Raw genomic sequence first — 23428 nt, 5'->3', positions numbered from 1 at the left:
GTCAGGGGCTGGGGCTCGGGGCCGGGGTCGTCGGGTCCTCGCTCGGGTCCGGCTCGGGCTCCGTCTGCCCCATCACGCCCACCGTCAGCGTCACCACGCGCCCCGGCTTGGCACACGTCCCGGCGGCCACGTTCTGGGCCAGCACCACGTCACCCTGGCTCGGATCGCTCACCAGCCGCGGCACCACCCTCACCGTGAACCCGGCGCCGGCCAGCTGCTTGGTCGCCTGGGCGCGCTGGCTGCCGACCACCCCCGGCATCTGCGCGCCGTTCCGCGCCACCGTCAGGGCGACCTTCGTCCCCGCGGGCGCCCTGCTCCCCTGCGCCGGACTGGCCGCGGTCACCCTGTTACCGCCGCCCGCCGCACAGGTCAGCGTGACCTTGCCCACCGCCAGACCGCTCGCCGTCAGGGCCGATACCGCGGCCGGACGGGTCAGGCCGACGACCTTGGGCACGGTGATCCCCGCCGACAGCGTCAGGCTCACCCGCGAACCCGGCGCCACCCTCGCCCCGGCCGCCGGGACACTGCTGAGCACCTGGCCGATCTTCCGCGGGGAGTCGACCTCGGCCACGTCGCCCAGCACCAGCCCACCGGCCTTGAGCGCCTTCTGCGCGGCGGCCCGATCCATGCCCACCACGGCAGGGACGGGGACCTGGGTGGCAGGAGGCGGCCTGTCGGTCGGCCGCTCGGCGGGCTTGTCGGGGGGCGCTTCCGAGCGCTTCTCCAGGGAGTTCTCGCTCTCCAGTTGCGGGTGGAGCGCGAGGGGCGTCGTCGTCACCACCACGGTCGGCCCGGCGGCGGCCTGGGGCGGCGGGTCGTCCCGGCGGGAGATGCCCGGCCAGACGACGGCCACCAGGATGGCGGCGGTGACCAGGAGCGCTCCGGAGACGGCCAGCCCGGCGCGGTTGACGGCGCCGGCCCTGGGCGAGGTGACCAGACTCGAACCGAGGCCACCCGTCCCCGTCTTCTCCCTGCCCGCTGACTCGGCATCCGGCAGGCGGTACGAGTCCGGGGCCGCTCCCGTGGCCTCAGGCTCGGCGATCGGGGCGCCGCCGATCGACACACCGGCCGCCATCCACCCCGTCGGGTCCGTGTCCTCCGCGTCCGCCGCGTCCGCCGCCCGCGCCGCGCGGAAGACGTGCGGCGGAGGTGAGCGCAGCACCTCCGCCGGCACCCCCTCGGCACCGCCGAGCAGCTCCAGCAGCAGATCCCGGCTGGTGGGCCGGTTGCGCGGGTCCTTCTCCAGGCAAGCCGCCACCAGTTCGCGTAACGCCCCCTCCAGCCGCCCGAGCGCGGGCGGCGCGGTGAGGATGCGATGCAGCACCGGTGCGACGGAGTCCTGCCCGAAGGGGGCGGAGGCATTCGCGGCGAAGCACATCGTGGCGCCCCACGCGAACACGTCGGCCACCCCGGTCACCGCGGAGGCCGTGATCTGCTCGGGCGCCATGTAGGCGGGAGTGCCGACACCCCGCCCGCTCTGGGTGGCGGCGGCGTCGAGGGCGCGGGCCAGCCCGAAGTCGATGACGCGCGGCCCGTCGGGTCCCAGCAGCACGTTCTGCGGCTTGAAGTCGCGGTGCACGATGCCCGCCCGGTGGATGGCCGCCAGCGCGGTGGCGCAGCCCACGGCCAGGCGTTCCAGCGAGGCTCCGCGCCGCGGCCCGGTCAGCGCCACCTCCCGGTGGAGCGAGGGCCCGTCGACGTACTCGCTGACGATGAACGGCCGGCCCTCGGCGAAGCCGACGTCGAGCACCTGCGCGGTGCAGAACCTGGCCACGTGCTTGGCCAGCTCGACCTCGCGCAGGAAGGCGGCCTGTTCGTCCCCCACGGTGCCGTGCAGCAGTTTGACCGCACAGCTCACCTCGTGGTGGGCCCCTGCCTGCGGCTCGTGCTCTCCCCGCTCAGGACTCCTGGTGCCGAGATAGACCACTCCCTGACCGCCCTCACCGAGGCGGCCTGACAGTTCGTAGTCTCCCAGTCGCCGAGGGTCCCCCGTCCTGAGCGGCTGCATGATGGGCACGGGCGCCTCCCCTCGCTAGCAACCCGTCGTTGGGTTCCACTGAATGAGACGTACCATCGGCAGTCAACGGTTCGCGGGGCGATTGCCGCCTGACTGTGACACACCAGGTCAGGAGGGGCGCGCCACCGTGCCCGAGTAGGTGACGGTGTTGTCACCTGATCGCGAGACCTTGATGTCCAGCTGGTTGGAGTCGCGGGTGGGGCCGAGGACGACGGTGCCGGGGTAACACTCCTTGCCCTCCACGCGGTCGAGACTGAAGGTCAGGGGCTTGCCGCCGGGGCTGAGCATGCCTTCGCAGTGCAGGTCGGCGCCCCAGCGCATGCGTGAGTCGCCCTCACCCGCCAGGTCCAGCTCGACCGGGAAGACGCGGCCCGCCGCAGGGTGTACGGCGGTGCCGGTCCAATGGCCGGTGAGGGTGGGCATCTTGGGCGAGTCCAGCCAGAGGACGAATCCGGCCACGGCCGCGGCGAGTCCGGCCGCGAGGACGAGCACCTGCCACCACGCCGGGCGCCTCCGCCTCGGAGCCGCCGCCTCACCGCCGGGCAGGGTGCGCACCAAGACAGGACGAGCCGCCGACACCTCAGAACGTGCCGTGGCGGGCGCGTCGTGGTGCCGCAGCAGCCGGAGCACCTCCTCCGCCGACGGCCGCTCCTCCGGGTCGGGCGCCAGGCAGCCCTCCACGATCTCCCGCAGCGACCCGCTCAGCTCCCCCAGGTCCGCCCTGCCGTACACGATCTTGGCCAGCACCTCCTGATACGTCGCCCCGCCGTACGCGTGCCGCCCGTTGGCCGTGAACGCGACGGTCAGCCCGAACGCGTACAGGTCGGCAGCCGGCCCTGCCACCTCCCCCTTGACCTGCTCGGGCGCCATGTACGCCGGTGAGCCCACCGCGAGCCCCGTGGTCACGTCGGTGCCCACCAGGCGCGCGACGCCGAAGTCGATCACCCGCACCCCGTCGAGCCCGAGCAGCACGTTGCCGGGTTTGAAGTCGCGGTGCACGACCCCGGCGCGGTGGATGGCGGCCAGGGCGGTGGCCATGCCGATCGCCAGCCGGTGCAGCGACCCTCCCGTGCGGGGCCCGCTCGCGATGACGTGCTCGCGCAGCGACACCCCGTCGACGTATTCGCTGACCAGGTAGGGCCGCCCGTCGGCGATGCCCGCGTCGAGCAGCGGGGCGGTGCAGAACGGCGCGACCCGGCGCAGCGCCTCGATCTCTCCCCGCATGCGCCGCTCGTCGACGCTGGCGTGCAGCAGCTTGACGGCGGCCGCGGGCTCGCCCAGGTAGACCACGCCCTGGCCGCCCTGGCCGAGCCTGCCGACGAGGTCGTACGCGCCCAGCCGTCGCGGGTCCTCAGCGCGAAGCGGGGCGAGTTTCGACATAGGGGGAGATTATGGCAGCCAGCGTGTCCAGCACCGGCAGCACCTCGTCGGCGGTGCCGCTGGGCACGTTGGCCACCACCTCCTCGATCCCCAGCGTGGCGAAGTACTCGAGCTTGTCGGGTGTGGGCAGCGAGCCGAACGGGATGATGCGCTTGTCGCCACAGGTGTCGCGGAAGGCGGGCAGGGCGGCCTTGATGCCCTTGGCGCCGATCGGGATCCAGCCGTCGCCGTACTCCGCCACGTGCGCGAACAGCTTGGGCCCCGCCGCGCCGCCGAGGTAGATCGGCGGCATCACCGTGGGCTTGGGCCATGAATAGGTCGGACCGAAGCTCTCCGACGAGGCCTGCTCCTGGCTCCACAGCGCCTTCATGGCGAGCATGTGCCGCCGAGCCACGTCCCTGCGCTCGGCGTAGGGCACGCCGTGGTGCTCGACCTCGGGCGCGTTCCACCCGAACCCGACCCCCACCGCCACCCGGCCGGGCGCGAGGTGGTCGAGGGTGGCGATGGCCTTGGCCGTGACGAGCGGTTCGCGCTGCGCGGCCAGCAGGATGCCGGTGCCCAGGGTGATGCGCTCGGTGACGGCCGCGGCGGCGGCGAGCGCGACGAGCGGGTCGAGCGTGCGCTTGTACGGCTCCGGCACGTCGGGCTGCCCCGGCGTGTGCGGGGTGGCGACGGGCATGTGGGTGTGCTCGGGCAGGTAGAGCGAGCAGAGCCCGCGCTCCTCGACGGCCCGGGCCAGCCGGGTGATGGAGATCGACCGGTCGGTGGCGAACATCGTGACGCCCAGCCGCATGACGCCCCTCTCTCTACCAAGCGATTGCTCGGTTCAGAATCTTAGAGTAGCTTGCTGACCATGTTCGTGGAGTTGGACGGGTTTCGGTTGTTCTACACCGACGACGGTTCCGGGGACACCACACTGCTGCTCGTCCACGGCTGGGGCGCGGACTCGCATCAGTGGGTGCACCACCTGCCCGCGCTCACCCAGCACTACCGGGTGATCGCCGTCGACCTGCGCGGACACGGATACTCCTCCGCCCCGGAGACCGGCAACACCGTGACCGCGATGACCGGCGACCTCGTCCGGCTCCTCGACGGCCCGTGCGTGGCCGTCGGCCACTCGATGGGAGCCGTCATCGTCTCCCGCCTGGCCGTCGAGCACCCCGAGCTGGTCAAGGCCCTCGTCACCGTCGACCCCGGCTACGGCTGGCCCGCGGGCGTGGGCCGCATCTCGCTGAGCCTCCTCGACGGCCTGCGCGGCCCCGACCCCGCGGCCGCGGCCGTCCAGATCGACCAGTGGTGCTACACCGCCGCCTCCCCCTCCTGGCTGCGCGAATGGCACCGCAGGAGGCTGCTGGCCACCCCGCCGCACGTGCTGGCCCAGGCGTTCGAGTCGCTCTGGGACGGCCAGGACGCGATCGGGACCCGCCCGGCCGCCGACGCCTACCTGTCGCAGCGGACCTGCCCGGTGCTGTCGTTCTGGGCCAACCCGGCCCAGGCCGCCTGGGAGGCCGACCTGCTGAAGGACCCCCGCTCGCGCACGATCTGCTGGCCCGGAAGCGGCCATCGGCTGCACGAGGAACGCCCTGCCGAATTCGCTCTTGTCGTCACTGAATGGCTGAGGAGTCTCACGTGAAGTTCGCCATCTTCCTGAACCCCCAGATCCCCGGCTCCGGGTACGCCGCGGAGGCGAACGCGCGCGCCAAACGGCCGATCGGCCGCGACACCGAGTCGTACCAGGCCTTGCTGCACGAGGTGCGCGAGATCGCGGTCCACGCCGACCGCATCGGCTTCGACGCCCTCATGATGACCGAGCACCACTTCCACTCGGAGGGCATGGAGTTCTCGGTCAACCCGCTGATGTTCCTGACGGACCTGGCGGCCCGCACCGAGCGCATCCTGCTGGCGCCGCTCGGCATGGTGCTGCCCGCGTGGGACCCGATCCGGGCGGCCGAGGACGTGGCGCTGCTCGACCAGTTCTCCAAGGGCCGGCTGCGCCTCGGCGTAGCGCGCGGCTACCAGAACCGGTGGATGAACGTGCTGGGCCAGCGCTGGCACGCCGCGGCCGCCCGCTCCGACGGCTCCAAGTCCGACGACCGCAACTTCGACGTCTTCGGCGAAGTGCTCAAGATCATGAAGATGGCGTGGACGCAGGAGACGCTGCGCTACAAGTCGGACGTGCTCGACTACTCCGTGCCCCATCCCTACGAGGGCATCGAGGGCTGGCCCGCGCAGGAGTGGACGCAGACCTTCGGCGCGCCGGGCGAGCTCGACGACGAGGGAAAGGTCCAGGCGATCTCGGTCTGCCCCCGGCCGTACCAGAACCCGCACCCCGAGTTGTGGCAGCCGTTCACGATCTCCGACCGCAGCGTCATCCGGGCCGCGCAAGAAGACATCATGCCGTGGATGTTCACGCCCAACCCCGACGACCACGCGGCCAAGGCCAAGCTCTACCAGGAGGAGTCGGCCAAGGCCGGGCGCCACTACAAGCTGGGCGAGCACACCGGCATCCTGAAGATCGTGGGCATCGCCGACACGACGGAAGAGGCGATCAACACCTACGGCCGCGGCATCCCCAAGGACTTCGCCGCCTTCTTCGGCCCGTTCGGTTACCTGGAGGTGCTGCGCAAGAAGGAGGACGACAGGCACAAGCCCATCTCGCCGGAGAAGGGCGACGTCAAGCGCATGAACGACGTCGAGATGGCGCTGTTCGGCTCGCCCGACGACGTCAAGCGCGGCATCCAGCGCATGCTCGACCGCATGCCGGACCTGGAGTGGTTCGGCCTGTACATGCAGGGACAGCAGGGTGTGCTGCCGCTCGACACGGTCAAGCGCAACCTGGAGCTGTTCGCCACCAAGGTCATCCCGGAGTTCCAGTGAGGTACTGGCTGGGCGCCTCCTTCGTCGACACGGGCGAGTTCACCCAGCTCGCCCGGATCGCCGAGGACTGCGGCTTCGACACCTTCACCCTGTCCGACCACCTCTTCTACGCCGACTTCGCCACGCCGTACCCCTACTCGCGCAGCGGGAAGCCGCGCTGGGACGCCTCCACGCACTGGCCGGACGCGTGGGTGACGATCGGGGCGATGGCGGCGGTGACGACGCGGCTGCGCTTCGCGCCGAACGTCTACATCGCTCCCGCGCGTGATCTTCTCACCGTGGCCAAGCAGGTCTCCACGGCGGCGGTGCTGTCGGGCGACCGGGTGACGTTCGGGGTGGGTGTGGGCTGGTGCAAGGAGGAGTTCCTGGCGACCGGCCAGGACTTCCACACGCGTGGCCGCCGCCTCGACGCGATGATCCCGCGGCTGCGGCAGCTGTGGAGCGGCGAGGCGCTGACCCTGCCCGGCATCCCGGAGTTCTCCATCGCCCCCACGCCCGAGCGCCCGATCCCGGTGTACGTCGGCGGCGACAGCGAGGCGGCCCTGCGCAGGGCGGCCCGGCTCGGCGACGGCTGGATCGGCAACCGCATCTACGCCGAGGAGCAGCTCGACGAGGTGCTGGCGGCGTTGCGCAAGTTTCTGGCGGAGTACGGCAGGCCCGCCGACGCCCTGGAGATCGTCGCCCCGCTGGCCGTGCTACCCGATCGCGACACCTACCGGCGATGGCACGACAAGGGCGTGTCGGCCACGATGGCGGCGCCCTGGTGGCTCGCAACGCCCGAGGAGAAGGCCACGCTGAGCGGCCTCGAGCTGAAGCGGGTGACCATGGAGAGGTTCGCCGAAGAGATCATCAGGTGAGCATCTCCCGCAGCACCTCCTCGACCGCGTTGGGCGGCACCTCGGTGACCGCCCCGATGCGCAGCAGCGCGGCCAGCCCCAGGTAGCCGCTGTAGGCCGACAGCGCCCTGTCGCGCGCGGCCTGCGGCGGGTGGCCGAGCTGTTCCAGCGCGGCCGCGATGTAGCCGAGCCGCCGCTGACTGACCCGCCGCGCCACCTCGGCGACGGCGGGGTCGTCGGCGGCGCCGACCAGCCGCAGCGACACCGAGGCGTCTCGCGGGTCGGAGAAGGCCAGCTCCAGCAGGGCCCGCAGGCGCGCCGCCGGATCGGGGATCTCCTCCAGGTAATCGATGATCTCGCCCGTCGAGGTCTCCCAGCGTCTCAGTGCCGCCTCCACCAGGGCCTGCCGGTTGGTGAAATGCCAGTAGAAGCTGCCCTTGGAGACGCCCAGCCTGGTGGCGACCGGCTCGACGGCGACCGCCGCGGGCCCGCCCTCCGCCATCGCCTCCAGGGCGGCGTTCGCCCAGTCGTCCGCGGTGACCTTCGCCATGTTGACATCCTTCCATACGCCAGCGTACGGTCCGGCCATACGCAACCGTATGGAGTGATGCGACAATGGTTCACACCCAGCCTGACGCCGCCGAACGGCACAGCATCGTCATCGACGCACCGCCCGAACGTGTCTGGGCGGCGCTGAAGTCCTTCTCCGCGAGAGACCTGAAGATCGTCAAACCGCTGTTCGTGCTCCGCGGCCTGGCCGCGCTGGTACGCCACGGCCACCTCCAGCGCGACCTGCCCGCCGCGTTCGTGCCCCTCACCGAGATCCCCGGCAAGGAGCTCACCAGCGGCATCGTCGGCCAGTGGTGGAAGCTCGGCGCCGCGCGCAACGTCACGATCGCCGACGCCGCCGCGTTCGAGGCCTTCGCCGAGCCCGGCTACGCCAAGGGCGTCTTCGGCTTCACCCTGGAGGACCACGCCGGCCGTACGAAACTGACCACCGAGACGACGGTCACGGCGACCAGCCCCGAGGCCCGGCGGGCCTTCCTGCGCTACTGGCGGGTGATCCGTCCCGGGAGCGGCCTGATCCGCGTGATGATGCTCCGCCGCGTCAAGGCGATAGCCTCTGGACGTGCTTGAACGGATCACGGCGACCCGCTACGTCACCCCGCTGCGGGAGGGCGGCTCGCTGCCAGGTGTGGTGGAGGCCGACGACTACGGCACCTACGCCGTGAAATTCCGCGGCGCCGGTCAGGGACGCCGGGTGCTCGTCGCCGAGATCATCTGCGCCGAGCTCGCCCGCCGCCTGGGCCTGCGCACCCCCGACCTGAAGCTCATCGAACTCGACGCCCAGTTCGGCGTGCGCGAGCCCGACCACGAGATCCAGGAGCTGCTCAAGAACAGCGCCGGGCTCAACCTGGCCGTCGACTTCCTGCCGGGAGCGCTCAACTTCGAGCCGCTCACCTGGACCCCCGACCCGGCCTTCGCCGCGCGCGTCGTCTGGTTCGACGGGCTGATCCACAACGTCGACCGCAGCTGGCGCAACCCCAACCTGCTGCTGTGGCACGACGACGTCTGGCTGATCGACCACGGCGCGGCGTTGTGGTTCCACCACAACTGGAAGAGCGCCGACCCGCGACGGCCCTACGACGACTCCGACCACGTGCTGGCCCCGTTCGCCGAGGGCGAGGGCCGCATGGAGGTCACCCGCGCGATGCTGGAGGAGGTCACCGCGCTCGTGCCCGACGAGTGGCTGGCCGACGAGCCCGGCTTCGGCTCCCCCGCCGACGTACGGCACGCGTACGTGGAGCACCTTCACCGGCGCGCCCTCGACGGCTGGGAGAGCGCCGTCACCGAGCGGCGCAAGAGCGGCCCCGGCTCCGTCGGCGCCTTCCACCGAGGTCAGTGATGGACGTCTACGAGTACGCAGTCATCCGCGTCATCCCCAGGGTCGAGCGCGGCGAGCAGATCAACGCCGGCGTACTGCTCTACTGCCAGCCGCGCACCTACCTGTGCGCCAGGGTCGAGCTCGACGCCGCCCGGCTGCGCGCCCTCGACCCGGTCGCCGACGTGCGTGCCGTACGGCAGGCGCTGTCGGCCTACGAGCTGGCCTGCGCCGACAAGGAAGGACCGCTGTCACGCGAGTCCCCGGGCAGCCGCTTCCGCTGGCTCACCGCCCCGCGCAGCACGATCGTGCAGGCCGGCCCCGTGCACGCCGGCCTCACCGACGATCCGGCCCAGGAGCTGGATCGCCTGTTCGGCAAGCTCGTCAGCCTCTAACGCCTCAGGTACGCCAGCACCGCCAGGACCCTGCGGTGGTCCTCCTTGCCGTCGGCCAGGCCGAGCTTGGTCAGGATGTTGCCGACGTGGGTCTCGACGGTGCGCTCGGTGAGCCACAACCGCCTGGCGATGCCCACGTTGGTCCTGCCCTCGGCCATCAGCGCCAGCACCTCCCGCTCGCGCGGGGTGAGCGCCAGGAGCGGGTCGTCGTGGCGGGTGGCCTTGATGAGGCGCTCGACCACCTCGGGATCGAGCGCCGAGCCGCCGCAGGCCACCCTGCGCAGGGCGTCGAGGAAGTCGTCGACGTCGAACACCCGGTCCTTCAGCAGGTAACCGAAACGTCCCGCGGCGACCAGCTCGACCGAGTGGCGCGACTCGATGTGCTGCGAGAGCAGGACGATGCCCATGCCGGGGTGGGCGGCGCGCACCCGGCGAGCGGCCCGCGCGCCGTCGTCGGTGTGGTCGGGCGGCATGCGGATGTCGATGATCGCCAGGTCGGGGCGCTCGCGGTCGACCGCCTCGACCAGCGTGCCCGCGTCGCCGGCCAGCGCCGCGACCTCGTGCCCGGCCTCCGACAACAACCTCGACAAACCCTCGCGGAACAGGGCGGAGTCCTCACCGATCACGATGCGCACGATGTCACCCTCCGGGGCTCGAACCACGTCACGACGCGCACGGCAGCACCGCCTCGACCACGGTGCCGTATCCGGCGGGGCTGCGCACCGTCAGCGAGCCGCCGTGCGCGGCCACCCGATCGGCCAGCCCCGAGCTGCCGCCGATCCTGGCCCCGCCCCGGCCGTCGTCGCGGATCTCCAGCCTGACCTGCCCGTCGTGCTGCCCCACCCGCAGGGCGATGCGGCTGGCCGAGGCGTGCTTGAGCGCGTTGGTCACCGCCTCGCTGGCCACGAAGTACGCGGTGGTCGCCACGTCGTCGGGCAGCTCGCGCGCGGCCACGTCGACCTCCACCGGCAGCGGCACCGTGCCCGCCAGCGCGAGCAGCGCCTGGTCGAGGCCATCGTCGAGACTGCTGGGCCGCAGCCCGTGCGCGATCTGACGCAGCTCGGCGACGGCGGTGCCCAGCTCGGCGACGCTCTGGTCGATGAGCTCGTCGACCGGCACCGCACGCGCGCTGCGCTGCGCCAGCCGCAGGGTCATGCCGAGCGACACGAGCCGCTGCTGCACCCCGTCGTGCAGGTCACGCTCCAGCCGCCGCCGCTCCCGGTAGCCGACCTGCAGGAGCCGCGTACGGCTGGCCTCCACCTCGCGCAACGCCCCGGCGAGCTCGACGCGCAGCCGTACCAGCTCGACCAGGACGGCGGCGGCTGAGGCGCTCTCGCGCAGCAGCTCGGGCGAGGCGAGCCCGTCGTCGCCCGGCAGCAGCGCGCCGATCCTGGAGCCGCCCATCGTCACCGGGACGGTCCGCCCGCCCTCGATGGCGTCGCCTCCGGACGAGACCAGGTCGTCTCGGCCGGGCAGCACGTAGCCGACCCGCAGATCCGGGTCGCGCAACGCCTGCCGGAGGGTCTGCTCCACCTGCTCGGGCGCCGCACGGCCGGCATGCGTACGGCGCAGCAGATCCTCCACCGCGCCCAGGACGGCCCCGCGCAGCGGGTAGAAACGCCGGTCCACCCCGCGCCGCAGCCGCCGGTGCGCCGGGGCCAGCACCACCGCGCACACCGCCGTCGCCGCGGCCGCCGCGACCGCCGAACCGTCAGCGGCCACCAGCCCGCCCGCGAAGGAGGTCAGCGCGTAGATCGCGACCACGACGGCGGTGAGCGCGCCGTAGGTGACCGTCGCGGCGATCGCCTTGTCGATGTCGTAGAGATCGTGCTTGAGCATCGCCACCGCCGTGGCCAGCGGGATGCCCGCGAGCAGGGCGACGCCGGCGGCGACGCTGAACCACAGGGGCTCGCCGAAGATCAGGTACTCGGCGAAGCAGCCGATCAGGTAGAGCGGCAGGCAGATCCCGGCCAGGGCCAGCCACTTCAGGCGGGTGCGCCCGATCCGGCCGGCTCTGCCGTACTTGACGAACATCGACGCCGCGCTGGCGATCAGCAGGGCCATGAGCCCGAACAGGGTCAGCCCGTCCAGGACCATGAGCACGCCCTCTGGCCAGGTCCCGAACGGCAGCGTGAGCGGCTCGTTCTCGCGTGGCGGCGCGACCGGGTTGAAGATCCCCGCCACCTGGGCGACGGCCGCGACGGACACCAGCGAGATCGCCGCCCAGCGCCAGCGCGGCGAGGGCAGCCGGCCGTCGGGGAAGAGGAGCAGGAGCAGCGCGGCGGCGCAGATGGGCCAGATGCCCGCCTCCTTGAGCACGGCGGTCGCCACCTCGCCCATCGGCGGCAGGGCGCCTGGCTCGCGGGCCAGGGTGTTCCAGTACAGGTCACGGACGGTCAGGACGACGACGCCGCAGCCGAGCCAGACCATCAGCAGGCCGACCGCGTTGGCCGGGAGGCGGCGGGCGATGACCAGCCCGAGCCCGCACGAGGCCGCGCCGATCACGAGGGCGACGGCCAGGTAGGCCAGGTCACCGGCAGTGGGCGAGATCGCGGCGAACACGCATCCACCGGCCGCGCAGACGAGGGCGAGCAGGGCGAGGGCGTAGGCCGACCGCTGGAGCCACGACATGCCCGGATCGTACGGCCGGGCCGCTCACACGGACATCCGTACCAGCCCGGAGATCCTCAGGGCTGCTCCGGCGCCGAGGGACCCTTCAGCTCGTGGAATCCCGGCGTCGCCGCGACCAGCAGCAGCCCGTCCCATAACCGTCCGGCCGCCTCGCCGTGCGGGATCTCGGAGATCACCGGGCCGAAGAACGCCACCTCGCCCGCCGCGACGATCGGGGTGCCGACGTGCGGCCCGACACGGGCGATCCCGCGAGCCGTGGACGCGCGCAGGAAGTCGTCGAGGCCGGTGTCGCCGGCCCGTTCCGCCAGCTCGGCGGGAAGCCCCGCCTCGGTCAGCGCGGCGGCGAAGTCCCAGTCGTCGCGCCTGCCGTAGGCGGAGTAGAACGTGCCGAGCGCCTCCTTGCCGTGCTCCAGCTCGACGGCGGCGCAGACGCGGGCGGGGTACCAGAGGTAGCCTTCGGTGTCACCCTCCGGGTCGACCTCCAGGTGCTCGTTGAGCGCCGAGAGGCTGAGCAACTGCCAGCGCACGGTCACCGGCCGCACGCGGGTCACCTCCAGCAGCCAGCGCGAGGCGTTCCAGGTGTACGGGCAGGACGGGTCGAGCCAGAAATCAGCGATCACATCATTGGGCACGTCTAGAAAAGTACCGACATGAACGTGTCGACCTCGTGGAAGCCCACCTTGCGGTAGACCGCCCGCGCCGCATGGTTGAAATCGTTGACGTAGAGCGACACCACGGGGGCGAAGCACGACAGCGCCGCCTCCACGACCGCCGCCATCCCGGCCACCGCGTGCCCGTGGCCACGCAGGTCGGGAGCGACCCAGACCCCCTGGATCTGGCACGCCTGCGGGGTGACCGCCCCGATCTCGGCCTTGAACACCACCCGGCCGTCGTCGATGCGGGTGTAGGAGCGTCCGATGCGGATCAGCTCGGCCACGCGTGTGCGGTAGAGCGCGCCGCCGTCGCCGATGTTGGGCGAGACGCCGACCTCCTCGGTGAACATCGCCACGCACGCGGGCAACATCACGTCGAAGTCCTCGGGCCGGGCCCGCCGCACGAGCGGGTCGGCGGCGACCGGCGGCTTCTGGGTGGTGGCCATCACCGGCTGGCGCCAGCGGACCGCGCGGGCCCTGCCCCAGTACGGCTCCAGCCGCTCCCACAGCGGCCCGACCGCGTCGGCGGGTCCCACGATCGACGAGCAGCGGCGGCCCTGGCGCCGGGCGCGGTCGGCGAAGGCGTGGACCGCCTCGGGACCGGCGTTGACCGGCACCATGTTGGCTCCGGCGTAGCAGAGCGACACGAGCGCGCCGCGCGGCCCGTATCCCCACATCTGCCCGCCCAGCCGGGCAGGATTCAGCCCGACGGTGCGAACCCTGGAGGCGACGAAGACGTTGGCGACCGGGTCGGTGTCGAGGAGTGCGATGACCTCGTCCCGATCGCTGTCGTCCAGGACGCGCGACGCCGAAGTACGCAGCATCACATGTGCAGCCTACCTCCGACGGACCAGGATCTCCGTGAGCCTCCCGCTTCCGGCTGCGGACATCCGCTCTGCGGGCCTCGGCCCCGGCATCGCCGGGCAGGTCGTGGCGCGCGGCAGCGTGCCGTCGGTGAGGTATCGCGCCAGGTACCGGTCGATGCACGCGTTGCCGGCCAGCGAGATGCCGTGGTTGCCGCCCGGGTCCACCACCATGTGCGCGGTGGGCAGCAGCTTGGCCATGTTACGAGCCCCGCTGTACGGCGTGGCGGCGTCGAGCCGTGACTGCAGCATCAGGATCGGCGGCAGCTTGCTGGAGCCCTTGACCTGCGGGGGCGTGCCACCGGGCACGGACCAGAACGCGCACGGCGCGTTGTACCAGGCGTTGGGCCACGTCATGAAGGGCGCCTTGCGGTGCAGCTCGGTCATGTCCGAACGCCAGCGTGCCCAGTCGCGCGGCCAGGCGGCGTCGCGGCACTGCACGCCCAGGTAGACGGCGTAGCCGTTCTCACTCTCCGCGTCGTTGGCCGCGTGCTGGCGGTAGGCACGGACGAGCCCGTCGACCTTGCCCTTGCGCACGTAGGCGGCCCAGGCGCCGGCCAGCTGCGGCCACACGGCGTCGGAGTATCCGCCCACGGTGAAGATGTCGTCGAGCTCGCTCGGGCCCACGATGCCGCCGGCCGGGCGCTCGCGCAGCCGCGAACGCATCGTGTACCAGGCGAAGGTGGTCTGCTTGAGGGTGCGGCCCAGCTTGTAGACGGAACGGTTGGCGGCGGTCCAGGCCAGGAAGGCGCGGTGCCGCTTGTCGAACGCGCGGTTCTGGGCGAGGTTGGCGTCGTACCAGACGGCGCCGGGGTCGACCGAGCTGTCGAGCACCAGGCGCTTGACGTGCGTGGGGAACATGGTGGCGTACAGCGCGCCCAGGTAGGTGCCGTAGGAGTAGCCGAGGTAGCTGATGCGCTCCTCGCCCAGCGCCTGGCGGATCACGTCGAGGTCGCGCACGGCGTTCTCGCTGGTCAGGTGCGGCAGCAGCCAGGCCCACAGGTTGCCGCAGCGCTGGGCGTAGTCCTTGGCCCTGCCGACGAGCGTGCGCTCATCGGCCGCGGTCCGCGGCACGTGGTCGGGGCGCGGCGGCGCGTAGTAGACCTCCGGGTCGACGCAGCGCAGGCTCGGCTCGCTGCGGCCCACACCACGCGGGTCGAAGCCGATCACGTCGTAGCGGTCGGCCAGCGAGGCGGGCAGCGCGGCGGCGACGTACTCGGCCAGCTCGCGCCCGCTCGCCCCCGGCCCTCCGGGGTTGACCAGCAGCGTGCCCAGGTGGTTGTGGTCACGCGAGACCGAGCCCCGGACGCGGTTGAGCGCGATCTTGATGGACTGGCCCATCGGATCGCGATGGTCGAGCGGCACGCGGACCGTCGCGCACTCCACGCCGGGCTGGTCGGGCGTACGGCGCTGCGAGGTGAGCCCGCCGAGCATCTGGGCCACCACGGACGGAGCCCGCCCGCACGGTCCCCATACAACCGTTCCCCGGGGGAATGTCCGGGCTTCCGCAGCCCCGGTCATGCCCGCACTCAGCAGCGTCAATACAGTGATCATCCCGACGGCCCGTTTCACGACTGGCATGCTCCCAAGCACGAACCGCCGGGACCTGGGCTATTGCCATTCTGTAATCACAAGATTGCACTGTGTTATAGCGCCGTGACCTCCAACCCCCGGGCCCGCCGATGGCGTTTCCTAGGACGAGAGGAGACGCATTGGACCGATATGAAGGCTTCCGGGAGTTCGTCCACGCCCGGCAGCAGTCGCTGATGCGCAGCGCCTACCTGCTGACCGGCGACGCCCACCTGGCAGAAGACCTGCTGCAGACCGTCCTGACCAGGGTCGCCAGGCACTGGCCCAAGCTGGCCGCCGGGGGCAACCCGGAGGCCTACGCCCGCAAGGCGCTGATCAACCAGCACATCTCGTGGCGCCGCCGGTTACGCCGGGACGTACCCACCCCGGTCCTGCCGGAGCAGGGACACGACTCGGGCGAGGCCAGCCTGCGCCGCATGGCCCTCCAGGACGCCCTGGCCCGGCTGACCCCGCGCCAGCGGGCCGTCCTGGTGCTGCGTTTCTACGAGGACCGCTCCATCGAGGAGAGCGCCGAGCTGCTTGGCTGCTCCACCGGGACGGTCAAGAGCCAGACCCATCACGCCCTGGGCCGGCTGCGCGTCCTGGCCCCCGAGCTCGCCGAGCTGCTGGAGGCCACGTCATGACCCACCTGTTCCGCGACCGCCTGGAAGACCTGGCAGGCCAGGCCCCCTCCGGCCCCGGCGACCTGGCCGAGCGTGCCGTACGGGGCGCCCGGCGCCGGCGCGCGGGCACGCTGCTGTCCGCGCTGGCCGCGGTGATCGCCCTGTCGCTGGGCGCCGCCGCCGTGACCGCCGACCGAGGCGGCGACGACGGCGTGACCACAGGCACCGTCTCCGAGACGCTGCCCCCGTCGGGCGTGGGGCCGCTCAGTCACGCCTACTACGACTTCTGCGGCGAGAAGTGGGATATGGGGGGCAACACGGCGAGCTTCACCGGCCGCGCGTGCACGCAGTGGAAGGTCGTCACCCGCTCGGGGCAGACCTACCGCATGCCGGAAGCGCTCAGCGTCTACACCGAGCAGAGTGCCGAGAACTACATGAACACCGGGGCCCCCGTCGCCATCACGCCGGACGGCCTGCGCATCGCCTACTACGACGAGGCCGCCCAGCGCTTCGCCGTCCGCGAGCTGGACAGCGGCAGGATCGTGCACGGCCCGCAGACCGTCACCCGCGCCGAACTCGTCTCCCGCGGCACCCTGCTGATGCTCTCCCCCGACGGCCGCCGCATGGCCACCCACGACACGATCACCGACCTGGAGACCGGCGAGACCACCGCCGTGCCCAAGGGCTGGACCACCACCAAGCTCCCGAACGGAGACCTGCCCGCCGTGGTCACCAGCGAGCGCGGGCCGATCGGCCTGCTGGCCGACGGGCAAGTCCGCGAGCTCTACCGGCCCAAGCACTGGTTCCAGGTCGCGGGACTCACCCCTGACGGCACCGGCCTGATCGCCATCACCGGCACCGTACCCACCGACCAGCACATGACCGAGGAGGGCCAGATCCCTTACGACACCGTCGTCACCATCGACACCCGGACCGGCAAGGAACGCAGCCGCGCCGCGTTCAACGGCGCCCCGCCGGACATCTCCCCCATGCGGACCGGCGTTCTCGACGAGCGGCGCATCCTCGTCGCCGACGCCCGAGTCGGCGGCCGCGAACGCACCGACCCGCCCACGCTCGGCGACCGCATCTACACGATCGACAGGGAGACCGGCGAGGTACGCGCGGCCGAAGTCCTGACCTACCGCGGCTGGGCGGGCGACCTCGTCGCCGCCGGGCTCTGAACCATCTCCACCGTGATCGCCCACCGCTCGTGATCACGCCAGGCACCGTCGACGAACTGGAAGTCCGGCGAATAGCCCTCCTTCCTGAAGCCGACGCGCCTGACCAGGTTGACGGAACGGGTGTTGCCGGGCTGGATGTTCGCCTCCAGCCTGTGCAACCCCAGCTCGCCGAAGGCATGCTCCACCACCAGGCCCAGCCCTTCCGTCATGTAACCGCGCCCGGTCGTCGACACGTAGGCGGCGTAGCCGAGCGTGGCCGTCTGCTTCGAGCCGCGCACGATGTCGTTGACGTTGACCCGGCCGACGATCCTGCCCGTACGGCTGTCGCAGACGAGCAGACCGACGTGCGGGCCCTCCTCGAAACGCCGCAGGTAGGCGTCGAAGGCCTCCCTGTCGACGATGGGAGGGCCCGGCATCCATCGGGCGTGGAGGTCGGCGCTCTCGCGGTTGAGCACCACGAGCTCGGCGCAGTCGCCGCGGTCGATCGGGCGGATGGCTACGCGCTTGCCTTGGCGCACATAGCTCACGACTGCCGGATCGCCTGGGGCCGGGTTTTGAGGGGCATCGTGGATCGCGCAGCCTCGTTACGTGAGTTGCATGGGCGTGCACAGGCTAACCGGTGAACCCAGCTTCGAGAAGGCGGCATGTTCGCTGGCATGTTCACCGACATGCCAACGAACATGCTGAGCAGAGGGCCGTGCAGGTCATCCTTGGACTGGCCAAAAGGCAACGCCTTCGCACCGACAGGTGTGACCGACCCAGCAAAACCGGCTTCTGCGACGCTCTTCACTCGACGTCACGGCAGCGCGAAGGCCTCCGGTGCCCTGTCGACACGGATGCCCACCACAGCTGGGGGCGCACCATGCCCACCCTCGCCAAGGACACCCATGCGGGGTCCGGGGCGGCAGCCCCGGCTGGGGTCTGGGGGCTCGGCCCCCCGGTGAGGGGAGCCCGACCCCGCCTGGCGCGAAGCGCCTCCGTGGGGAGGCCCTTGCCTTTAGCCGACGGTCACCTGAGGCCCGGGGGCGTCGTCGTCGAGGTCGATCTCGACGCCCATCTCCTCGGCGATCCGCAGCGCCTCCTCGATCAGCGTCTCGACGATCTGCGACTCGGGCACGGTCTTGATGACCTCGCCCTTGACGAAGATCTGCCCCTTCCCGTTGCCCGAGGCGACCCCGAGGTCTGCCTCGCGGGCCTCTCCCGGCCCGTTGACGACGCAGCCCATGACGGCCACGCGCAGCGGCACCGTGAGCCCTTCGAGGCCCGCCTGGACCTGCTCGGCCAGCGTGTACACGTCGACCTGGGCACGCCCGCACGACGGGCAGGAGACGATCTCGAGCCCGCGCTCCCGCAGCCCGAGGGATTCGAGGATCTGGGCGCCGACCTTGACCTCCTCGACGGGAGGGGCCGACAGCGAGACGCGGATGGTGTCGCCGATGCCCTCCGACAGGAGCGCGCCGAAGGCGACGGCGGATTTGATGGTGCCCTGGAAGGCGGGGCCCGCCTCGGTGACGCCGAGGTGGAGCGGGTAGTCGCACTTCTGGGCCAGCAGCCGGTAGGCGTTGACCATGACGACCGGGTCGTTGTGCTTGACCGAGATCTTGATGTCGCGGAAGTCGTGCTCCTCGAACAGGGAGCACTCCCACAGCGCGGACTCCACCAGCGCCTCGGGGGTGGCCTTGCCGTACTTCTGGAGCAGGCGCGGGTCGAGCGAGCCGGCGTTGACGCCGATGCGGATGGGGGTGCCGTGGTCGCGGGCGGCACGGGCGATCTCGCCGACCTTGTCGTCGAACTTCTTGATGTTGCCCGGGTTGACCCGGACCGCGGCGCAGCCCGCCTCGATGGCGGCGAAGACGTACTTCGGCTGGAAGTGGATGTCGGCGATGACGGGGATCTGCGACTTCTTGGCGATGATCGGCAGCGCGTCGGCGTCGTCCTGGGAGGGGACGGCGACGCGGACGATCTGGCAGCCGGAGGCGGTGAGTTCGGCGATCTGCTGCAGGGTGGCGTTGATGTCTGCCGTGACCGTGGTGGTCATGGACTGCACGGACACCGGCGCGTCGCCGCCGACCGGCACGCTGCCGACCATGATTTGGCGGGACGGGCGGCGTTCGGCGATCGGCTTGGGACGGACCGAGGGGATGCCGAGTGCTACAGAAGTCACCTTGACAGTTTAGGTGGTGAGCTCCCCAGCCCGAGCCCGGGCCCAGGCGTCGGCCGCCAGGACCTCACCCACTGTATCCGCGGATGTCACTGTATGTTCGGACACCACGCACGCAACTGTGTCCACGATGGATAGGAAAGGCAGGCGCCCTTCCTGGAAGGCCTCCACGCACACCTCGTTGGCCGCGTTGTAGACCGCCGGAGCCGTGCCGCCTGCCGTACCGACCTCGCGGGCCAGTGCCACGGCGGGGAAGGCCTCGTTGTCGAGGGGCTCGAAGGTCCAGGTGTGGGCCTGGGTCCAGTCGACCGCGGCCGTGGCGCCGGGGACGCGGTGCGGGTGGCCGAGCGCCAGCGCGATGGGCAGGCGCATGTCGGGCGGGCTGGCCTGCGCGATCGTGGAGCCGTCGACGTACTCCACCATCGAGTGGATGATCGACTGCGGGTGCACGACCACCTCGATGCGGTCGAAGCCCAGGTCGAACAGCAGGTGGGCCTCGATCACCTCCAGGCCCTTGTTGACCAGGGTCGCGGAGTTGATCGTGATGACCGGCCCCATGTTCCACGTCGGGTGGGCCATGGCCATCTCGGGGGTCACGTCGGCGAGCTCGGAGCGTTTCCTGCCCCTGAACGGCCCGCCGGAGGCGGTGACGACCAGGCGCTTGACCGCGTCGGGGTCGTAGCCGTCGGGGCCCGCCGCCCACAGGCACTGCTGCAGCGCGGAGTGCTCGGAGTCGACGGGGAGCAGCTGGCCGGGCTTGGCCAGGCGCTTGACCAGCGGGCCGCCGATGATCAGCGACTCCTTGTTGGCGAGGGCGAGGGTGCGGCCCGCCTCCAGCGCGGCCAGGGTGGAGGTCAGGCCGAGGGCGCCGGTGATGGCGTTGAGCACCACGGGCGACCCGGATCCGCCGCCTGCCGTACCGGCCGTCGAGGGCCAGGTGGCGGCCTCGGCCACGCCCTCGTCGCCCGCCAGGACGGCGGCGCGCGAGCCGTGCGCGGCCAGCGCCTCGCGCAGGGAGGGTACGGCACGCGGGTCGGCCACCGCGACCGCCTCGGCACCGGACGCGGCCGCCTGCCGAGCCAGCAGATCGACCTTGCCGCCCCCGGCTGCGAGCGCCACCACGCGGAAGGCGCCGGGGTCGCGGCCGATGACGTCTAGCGCCTGGGTGCCGACGGAGCCGGTGGAGCCGAGGACGACGACGGGGCGGGAGTCAGGTGAGTGCACCCGTCCATTCTCGCGGTCCTGGACCGCGCCCCGGTACGGCGGGGCCGAGCCGAAATATGCAACCCCTGTGACAGCAGTTTATAAATGCCCCTTTTCCGAGAAATATAGCTATATCAAGAACCGCAAATCTTGAGAAATCGGGATATTGCTCTCGCTACCTTCCAACCTCAGATCAGGTTCCGGGAGGTACCTCATGCACCGCAGACTCGCTCTGCTCTCCGCCGTCACCCTCGCCTCGGGGGGCACCTTTCTGACCACCGCACTGCCCGCCACCGCATCCACCGCTCCCCCGCCCGCCGAGGAGGAAGCCGCCGACACCAAGGCGGAACAGGGCGACGTCCTGGACTACTGGACCAAGTCCAGGATGCAGAACGCCCAGCCGCTGACCGTGCCGGCGCCCAAGACCGGCAGCAACGGCCAGGGCGAGCCCGGCCAGCCCAACACCAACAGCCCGTGGACGGCACCGCCCACCGACCCGCAGGCCGCCGTCAGCACCGGCTCGCAGTGGACCAAGGGCGGCGCCGTCGCCAAGACCACCGGCCGCGTCTTCTTCACCTACCAGGGGCGCAACGCCTCCTGCTCCGGCAGCGCCGTGACCAGCGCCAACCGCAGCGTCGTCGTCACCGCCGGGCACTGCGTGAAGATGGGCGGCGAGTTCCACACGAACTGGGTCTTCGTGCCCGGCTACGACAACGGCAACCGGCCCTACGGCACCTGGGTGGCGACCAAGCTGATCACCACCCCGCAGTGGAACGCCCGGGAGGACATCAACTTCGACATCGCCGCCGCCGTCGTCGCGCCCCAGTCGGGCAAGCGGCTGCAGGAGGTCGTCGGCGGGCAGGGCATCGCGTTCAACCAGAACCGGCGCCAGCAGATGTACTCCTTCGGCTACCCCGCCGCCTCGCCGTACAACGGCTCGAAGCTGATCCACTGCGCAGGCCGGGCCTTCGACGACTTCCTGCTCTCGCGCGATCACGGACTCACGTGCAACATGACCGGCGGCTCCAGCGGCGGACCGTGGTTCGTCAACTTCAACGAGACCTCCGGTTCCGGCACGCTGAATTCGGTGAACAGTTTCAAGTACAACTTCGCCCCGAACTGGATGTTCGGCCCCTATTTCGGCGATGAAGCACAGGCCGTTTACAAGGAAGCGCAGAACACCGACGCAACCTGAGGCTATTTGCCGAAAGTATCCACAAGAACACACTCCGTAGTGCAGACTCGGGGGCCATGACCCTGAGCACCCCCCTGCTGGCGGCCGCACCGCTCATAGCGGGCCTCATGGGCCCCGCAATCGTCGGCGCGGCCCCTTCGGAGCCGCATGTGGAGTCCCGGCCGATCGTCCGCTCCGCCGCGCAGGAGCGGACTCCGCCGGTGGCCGACATCGTCGAACGCGTCGCCACCCGCAGCGCCGCCGACCAGCGGCGCGTGCTCGCGTACTGGACTCCCGAGCGCATGGCGGCGGCCCTGCCGATCAAGCTGCTCGACGAACTCGCCAAGACCGTCGACGGCGACGGCCTGCTGAGCGGCCTCAGCAACCGGACCGGCCTCGGCGCCGCCCCCGAAATCGCCAACGGCGTCACGAAAGTCACCCCGCGCCGCCAGTCGGCGCGCCCGCAGACCACCACCGTGGGGTCACGCTGGGTGACGGGAGGCGCCGTGGCCAAGACCACCGGGCGCGTCTTCCTGACGCTCGACGGAGTCGACTTCGTCTGCTCCGCGGGCACGGTGAAGTCCGCCAACAAGGACGTCGTCGTGACCGCCGGCCACTGCGTCAAGGACGGCCGGGGCGGCTGGGCCGAGAACTGGACCTTCGTCCCCGGCTACGTCGAGGGGGGCGAACGGCCGTACGGCACCTTCACCGCCCGCCGCATGTTCGTCGCCGGCCCCTGGTCGCGCTCGGCCGACGACAGCTACGACATCGCGATGGTGGCGCTCAACAAGCACGGCGGCAAGCACGTCGCCGACGCCGTCGGGACCCAGGACATCGCCTTCAACGCCGGGCGCGGCGGCCAGATCTTCGGCTTCGGCTACCCGGCCGACCCGCCCTACGACGGCGAGCGCCTCATCTACTGCGCCGGCCGCGTCCGCGACGACCCCCACGGGGCCACCCGCGACCAGGGACTCGGGTGCGACATGACGGCCGGGTCCAGCGGGGGGCCGTGGATGAGCGGGTTCAACCCGTCCACCGGGCGGGGGACGGTGATGTCGGTGAGCAGCTTCAAGTACAGCGACGACCGGGAGACCATGTACGGTCCCTACTTCGGCGACGCGGCCAAGGCGCTCTTCGGTACGGCGGAGCGCGCCTGACATCACGGGCACCCAGGTCGCGCCGCCTCGCGGGCGGGGCTCGTCAGTGGCAGTCCCCCCGCCTCCCCAGCGTCTCCACCGCCCCCGCCCCCGGCCGGGTCCACTGCGGCACCGGCCGGCTCGTCTCCCCCCACGCCGGGTTCCCCTCCGCGTCCGACCGCCACGTCCAGCACGCCCCGCGCCCTTCCGGCCACCCCTCGGGCGTGTCCTCCCAGGTCTCGCCGCGCCCGTACGGGGTCATGTCGAGCAGGCTCATCGACGGATTGACCGCCTCGTTCCCCCGCCCGGTCGTGGAGTAGGTGAGGAACACCCGGTCCCCGTCGCGCAGATAACACGCGATGCGCCCCATGTCACCCCCCACCGGCTCGGCCACGTCACGCACGGAGTACCACGGCTGCGTGTACCCCATGAACTCGACGAACGGCGCCACCTCCTCCCACACGCCGGTGGTCACGATGGCGAACGAGACGCCGCGGGCGTTGAGGTAGACGGCGTCCTTCAGGTGCCAGGCCGCCCAGGTGCAACCCTCGCACTGCCCCTGGTGCGGCGCCCCGTCGTGCCACATGTGCTTGTAGACCACGAGCTCGTCGCGCCCCTGGAACAGCTCCAGGAACGGGACGGACCCGCCGGCCCCGACGACCTCGACGGTCCCGTCGAACTCGACCATCGGCAGCCGGCGGCGGGCCGCGGCGAGGGCGTCGCCCGCGCGGGTGTGGGCCTTCTCGCGGACGAGGAGCTCGTCGCGGGCGGCCTGCCAGGTCGCCAGGTCGACGACGGGCGGGCGGCCGGACAGCCCGGTGGTCGTGTCGTCCGAGGTGGTCGTCAT

At 71.5% G+C, this 23428-nt stretch carries 23 protein-coding genes; 10 read left to right on the top strand and 13 right to left on the bottom strand.

The features are described 5' to 3' along the window. Position 1 precedes the first annotated feature (1 nt). The 3 genes from HNR30_RS00265 to HNR30_RS00255 all read right to left on the bottom strand — a co-directional run bounded on the left by HNR30_RS00265 (position 2) and on the right by HNR30_RS00255 (position 4190). Positions 2–2008 carry a PASTA domain-containing protein gene (locus tag HNR30_RS00265; protein ID WP_246377219.1) on the bottom strand — a complete coding sequence of 669 codons (2007 nt, stop codon included), beginning with the start codon at positions 2006–2008 and terminating at the stop codon, positions 2–4. A gap of 117 nt (positions 2009–2125) precedes the next feature. Next, positions 2126–3397 (bottom strand): serine/threonine-protein kinase, encoded by a 1272-nt coding sequence (locus HNR30_RS00260; RefSeq protein ID WP_181606989.1) that lies wholly within the window; start codon positions 3395–3397, stop codon positions 2126–2128. Further along, positions 3369–4190: a TIGR03619 family F420-dependent LLM class oxidoreductase gene (locus HNR30_RS00255; RefSeq protein WP_181606987.1), complete on the bottom strand. Its 822-nt coding sequence runs from the start codon at positions 4188–4190 to the stop codon at positions 3369–3371. The genes HNR30_RS00260 and HNR30_RS00255 overlap by 29 nt, the downstream gene beginning before the upstream one ends. Before the next feature lie 60 nt (positions 4191–4250). Between HNR30_RS00255 and HNR30_RS00250 the strand changes: the two genes are divergently transcribed. The 3 genes from HNR30_RS00250 to HNR30_RS00240 are packed head-to-tail and all read left to right on the top strand — an operon-like array spanning position 4251 to position 7131. Further along, positions 4251–5030 carry an alpha/beta fold hydrolase gene (locus tag HNR30_RS00250; RefSeq protein WP_181606985.1) on the top strand — a complete coding sequence of 260 codons (780 nt, stop codon included), beginning with the start codon at positions 4251–4253 and terminating at the stop codon, positions 5028–5030. Beyond that, positions 5027–6274, top strand: a complete 1248-nt coding sequence (locus HNR30_RS00245; RefSeq protein ID WP_181606983.1) for an LLM class flavin-dependent oxidoreductase — start codon at positions 5027–5029, stop codon at positions 6272–6274. Before HNR30_RS00250 ends, HNR30_RS00245 begins: the two co-directional genes overlap by 4 nt. Beyond that, positions 6271–7131 (top strand): TIGR03619 family F420-dependent LLM class oxidoreductase, encoded by an 861-nt coding sequence (locus tag HNR30_RS00240; protein WP_181606980.1) that lies wholly within the window; start codon positions 6271–6273, stop codon positions 7129–7131. Before HNR30_RS00245 ends, HNR30_RS00240 begins: the two co-directional genes overlap by 4 nt. On the opposite strand, the gene HNR30_RS00235 is transcribed toward HNR30_RS00240, so the two are convergent. Next, complete coding sequence (locus HNR30_RS00235; RefSeq protein ID WP_181606978.1) at positions 7124–7660, bottom strand: TetR/AcrR family transcriptional regulator; 537 nt, start codon at positions 7658–7660, stop codon at positions 7124–7126. The two genes, HNR30_RS00240 and HNR30_RS00235, sit on opposite strands and share 8 nt — an antisense overlap. A gap of 65 nt (positions 7661–7725) precedes the next feature. Here HNR30_RS00235 and HNR30_RS00230 point away from each other — a divergent pair, with 65 nt between their 5' ends. From HNR30_RS00230 to HNR30_RS00220, 3 genes are read left to right on the top strand one after another with little or no spacing between them, the layout of a single operon-like run. After that, positions 7726–8247, top strand: a complete 522-nt coding sequence (locus tag HNR30_RS00230) for a hypothetical protein (protein WP_181606976.1) — start codon at positions 7726–7728, stop codon at positions 8245–8247. Continuing rightward, a complete protein-coding gene (locus HNR30_RS00225; protein WP_181606974.1) occupies positions 8240–9016 on the top strand; it encodes a HipA family kinase in 777 nt (258 codons plus the stop codon). The genes HNR30_RS00230 and HNR30_RS00225 overlap by 8 nt, the downstream gene beginning before the upstream one ends. Further along, positions 9016–9387, top strand: a complete 372-nt coding sequence (locus HNR30_RS00220) for a DUF3037 domain-containing protein (protein ID WP_181606971.1) — start codon at positions 9016–9018, stop codon at positions 9385–9387. Before HNR30_RS00225 ends, HNR30_RS00220 begins: the two co-directional genes overlap by 1 nt. On the opposite strand, the gene HNR30_RS00215 is transcribed toward HNR30_RS00220, so the two are convergent. The 5 genes from HNR30_RS00215 to HNR30_RS00195 are packed head-to-tail and all read right to left on the bottom strand — an operon-like array spanning position 9384 to position 14968. Next, positions 9384–10022 (bottom strand): response regulator, encoded by a 639-nt coding sequence (locus tag HNR30_RS00215; protein WP_181606966.1) that lies wholly within the window; start codon positions 10020–10022, stop codon positions 9384–9386. The genes HNR30_RS00220 and HNR30_RS00215 overlap by 4 nt on opposite strands. Before the next feature lie 28 nt (positions 10023–10050). Beyond that, complete coding sequence (locus tag HNR30_RS00210; protein WP_181606964.1) at positions 10051–12018, bottom strand: sensor histidine kinase; 1968 nt, start codon at positions 12016–12018, stop codon at positions 10051–10053. 56 nt (positions 12019–12074) lie between these two features. Then, positions 12075–12650, bottom strand: a complete 576-nt coding sequence (locus HNR30_RS00205) for a mycothiol-dependent nitroreductase Rv2466c family protein (RefSeq protein ID WP_312894161.1) — start codon at positions 12648–12650, stop codon at positions 12075–12077. A gap of 2 nt (positions 12651–12652) precedes the next feature. Next, the gene (locus HNR30_RS00200; protein WP_181608872.1) at positions 12653–13495 is read right to left on the bottom strand and encodes a GNAT family N-acetyltransferase; all 843 of its coding nucleotides are present in this window, start codon (positions 13493–13495) and stop codon (positions 12653–12655) included. 12 nt (positions 13496–13507) lie between these two features. Next, positions 13508–14968, bottom strand: coding sequence for an alpha/beta hydrolase (locus HNR30_RS00195; protein WP_246377054.1), 1461 nt, complete (start codon positions 14966–14968; stop codon positions 13508–13510). 278 nt (positions 14969–15246) lie between these two features. Here HNR30_RS00195 and HNR30_RS00190 point away from each other — a divergent pair, with 278 nt between their 5' ends. Beyond that, the gene (locus HNR30_RS00190) at positions 15247–15747 is read left to right on the top strand and encodes a SigE family RNA polymerase sigma factor (RefSeq protein WP_181606961.1); all 501 of its coding nucleotides are present in this window, start codon (positions 15247–15249) and stop codon (positions 15745–15747) included. Further along, on the top strand, positions 15744–16907 hold the full coding sequence (locus tag HNR30_RS00185; protein ID WP_181606958.1) for a hypothetical protein: 1164 nt from the start codon (positions 15744–15746) through the stop codon (positions 16905–16907). The genes HNR30_RS00190 and HNR30_RS00185 overlap by 4 nt, the downstream gene beginning before the upstream one ends. Here the strand turns inward: HNR30_RS00185 and HNR30_RS00180 are convergent. The 3 genes from HNR30_RS00180 to dxr all read right to left on the bottom strand — a co-directional run bounded on the left by HNR30_RS00180 (position 16865) and on the right by dxr (position 20292). Next, positions 16865–17434, bottom strand: a complete 570-nt coding sequence (locus tag HNR30_RS00180) for a GNAT family N-acetyltransferase (RefSeq protein ID WP_181606955.1) — start codon at positions 17432–17434, stop codon at positions 16865–16867. The genes HNR30_RS00185 and HNR30_RS00180 overlap by 43 nt on opposite strands. Before the next feature lie 470 nt (positions 17435–17904). After that, positions 17905–19071, bottom strand: coding sequence for a flavodoxin-dependent (E)-4-hydroxy-3-methylbut-2-enyl-diphosphate synthase (gene ispG, locus HNR30_RS00175; protein ID WP_181606953.1), 1167 nt, complete (start codon positions 19069–19071; stop codon positions 17905–17907). Between the two features lie 9 nt (positions 19072–19080). Continuing rightward, a complete protein-coding gene (dxr, locus tag HNR30_RS00170) occupies positions 19081–20292 on the bottom strand; it encodes a 1-deoxy-D-xylulose-5-phosphate reductoisomerase (protein ID WP_181606951.1) in 1212 nt (403 codons plus the stop codon). Between the two features lie 193 nt (positions 20293–20485). Between dxr and HNR30_RS00165 the strand changes: the two genes are divergently transcribed. Both HNR30_RS00165 and HNR30_RS00160 read left to right on the top strand, forming a co-directional pair. Then, positions 20486–21466 (top strand): trypsin-like serine peptidase, encoded by a 981-nt coding sequence (locus HNR30_RS00165; protein ID WP_181606949.1) that lies wholly within the window; start codon positions 20486–20488, stop codon positions 21464–21466. 56 nt (positions 21467–21522) lie between these two features. Next, a complete protein-coding gene (locus HNR30_RS00160) occupies positions 21523–22602 on the top strand; it encodes a trypsin-like serine peptidase (RefSeq protein ID WP_181606947.1) in 1080 nt (359 codons plus the stop codon). A 43-nt stretch (positions 22603–22645) separates the two neighbouring features. On the opposite strand, the gene HNR30_RS00155 is transcribed toward HNR30_RS00160, so the two are convergent. Then, positions 22646–23428 (bottom strand): DUF899 family protein, encoded by a 783-nt coding sequence (locus HNR30_RS00155; RefSeq protein ID WP_181606945.1) that lies wholly within the window; start codon positions 23426–23428, stop codon positions 22646–22648.

The organism is Nonomuraea soli, assembly GCF_013761175.1.
Classification (GTDB): Bacteria; Actinomycetota; Actinomycetes; order Streptosporangiales; family Streptosporangiaceae; genus Nonomuraea; species Nonomuraea soli.
Note: the sequence above shows the minus strand (reverse complement) of the source record. Positions and strands in the feature narration are given on the sequence as shown.

Coding starts and splice junctions, on each gene's coding strand:
- HNR30_RS00265 (WP_246377219.1), bottom strand. CDS start 2,008: ATGCAGCCGCTCAGGACGGGGGACCCTCGGCGACTGGGAGACTACGAA.
- HNR30_RS00260 (WP_181606989.1), bottom strand. CDS start 3,397: ATGTCGAAACTCGCCCCGCTTCGCGCTGAGGACCCGCGACGGCTGGGC.
- HNR30_RS00255 (WP_181606987.1), bottom strand. CDS start 4,190: ATGCGGCTGGGCGTCACGATGTTCGCCACCGACCGGTCGATCTCCATC.
- HNR30_RS00250 (WP_181606985.1), top strand. CDS start 4,251: ATGTTCGTGGAGTTGGACGGGTTTCGGTTGTTCTACACCGACGACGGT.
- HNR30_RS00235 (WP_181606978.1), bottom strand. CDS start 7,660: ATGGCGAAGGTCACCGCGGACGACTGGGCGAACGCCGCCCTGGAGGCG.
- HNR30_RS00230 (WP_181606976.1), top strand. CDS start 7,726: ATGGTTCACACCCAGCCTGACGCCGCCGAACGGCACAGCATCGTCATC.
- HNR30_RS00220 (WP_181606971.1), top strand. CDS start 9,016: ATGGACGTCTACGAGTACGCAGTCATCCGCGTCATCCCCAGGGTCGAG.
- HNR30_RS00210 (WP_181606964.1), bottom strand. CDS start 12,018: ATGTCGTGGCTCCAGCGGTCGGCCTACGCCCTCGCCCTGCTCGCCCTC.
- HNR30_RS00200 (WP_181608872.1), bottom strand. CDS start 13,495: ATGCTGCGTACTTCGGCGTCGCGCGTCCTGGACGACAGCGATCGGGAC.
- HNR30_RS00195 (WP_246377054.1), bottom strand. CDS start 14,968: ATGCTCGGCGGGCTCACCTCGCAGCGCCGTACGCCCGACCAGCCCGGC.
- HNR30_RS00185 (WP_181606958.1), top strand. CDS start 15,744: ATGACCCACCTGTTCCGCGACCGCCTGGAAGACCTGGCAGGCCAGGCC.
- HNR30_RS00165 (WP_181606949.1), top strand. CDS start 20,486: ATGCACCGCAGACTCGCTCTGCTCTCCGCCGTCACCCTCGCCTCGGGG.
- HNR30_RS00160 (WP_181606947.1), top strand. CDS start 21,523: ATGACCCTGAGCACCCCCCTGCTGGCGGCCGCACCGCTCATAGCGGGC.
- HNR30_RS00155 (WP_181606945.1), bottom strand. CDS start 23,428: ATGACGACCACCTCGGACGACACGACCACCGGGCTGTCCGGCCGCCCG.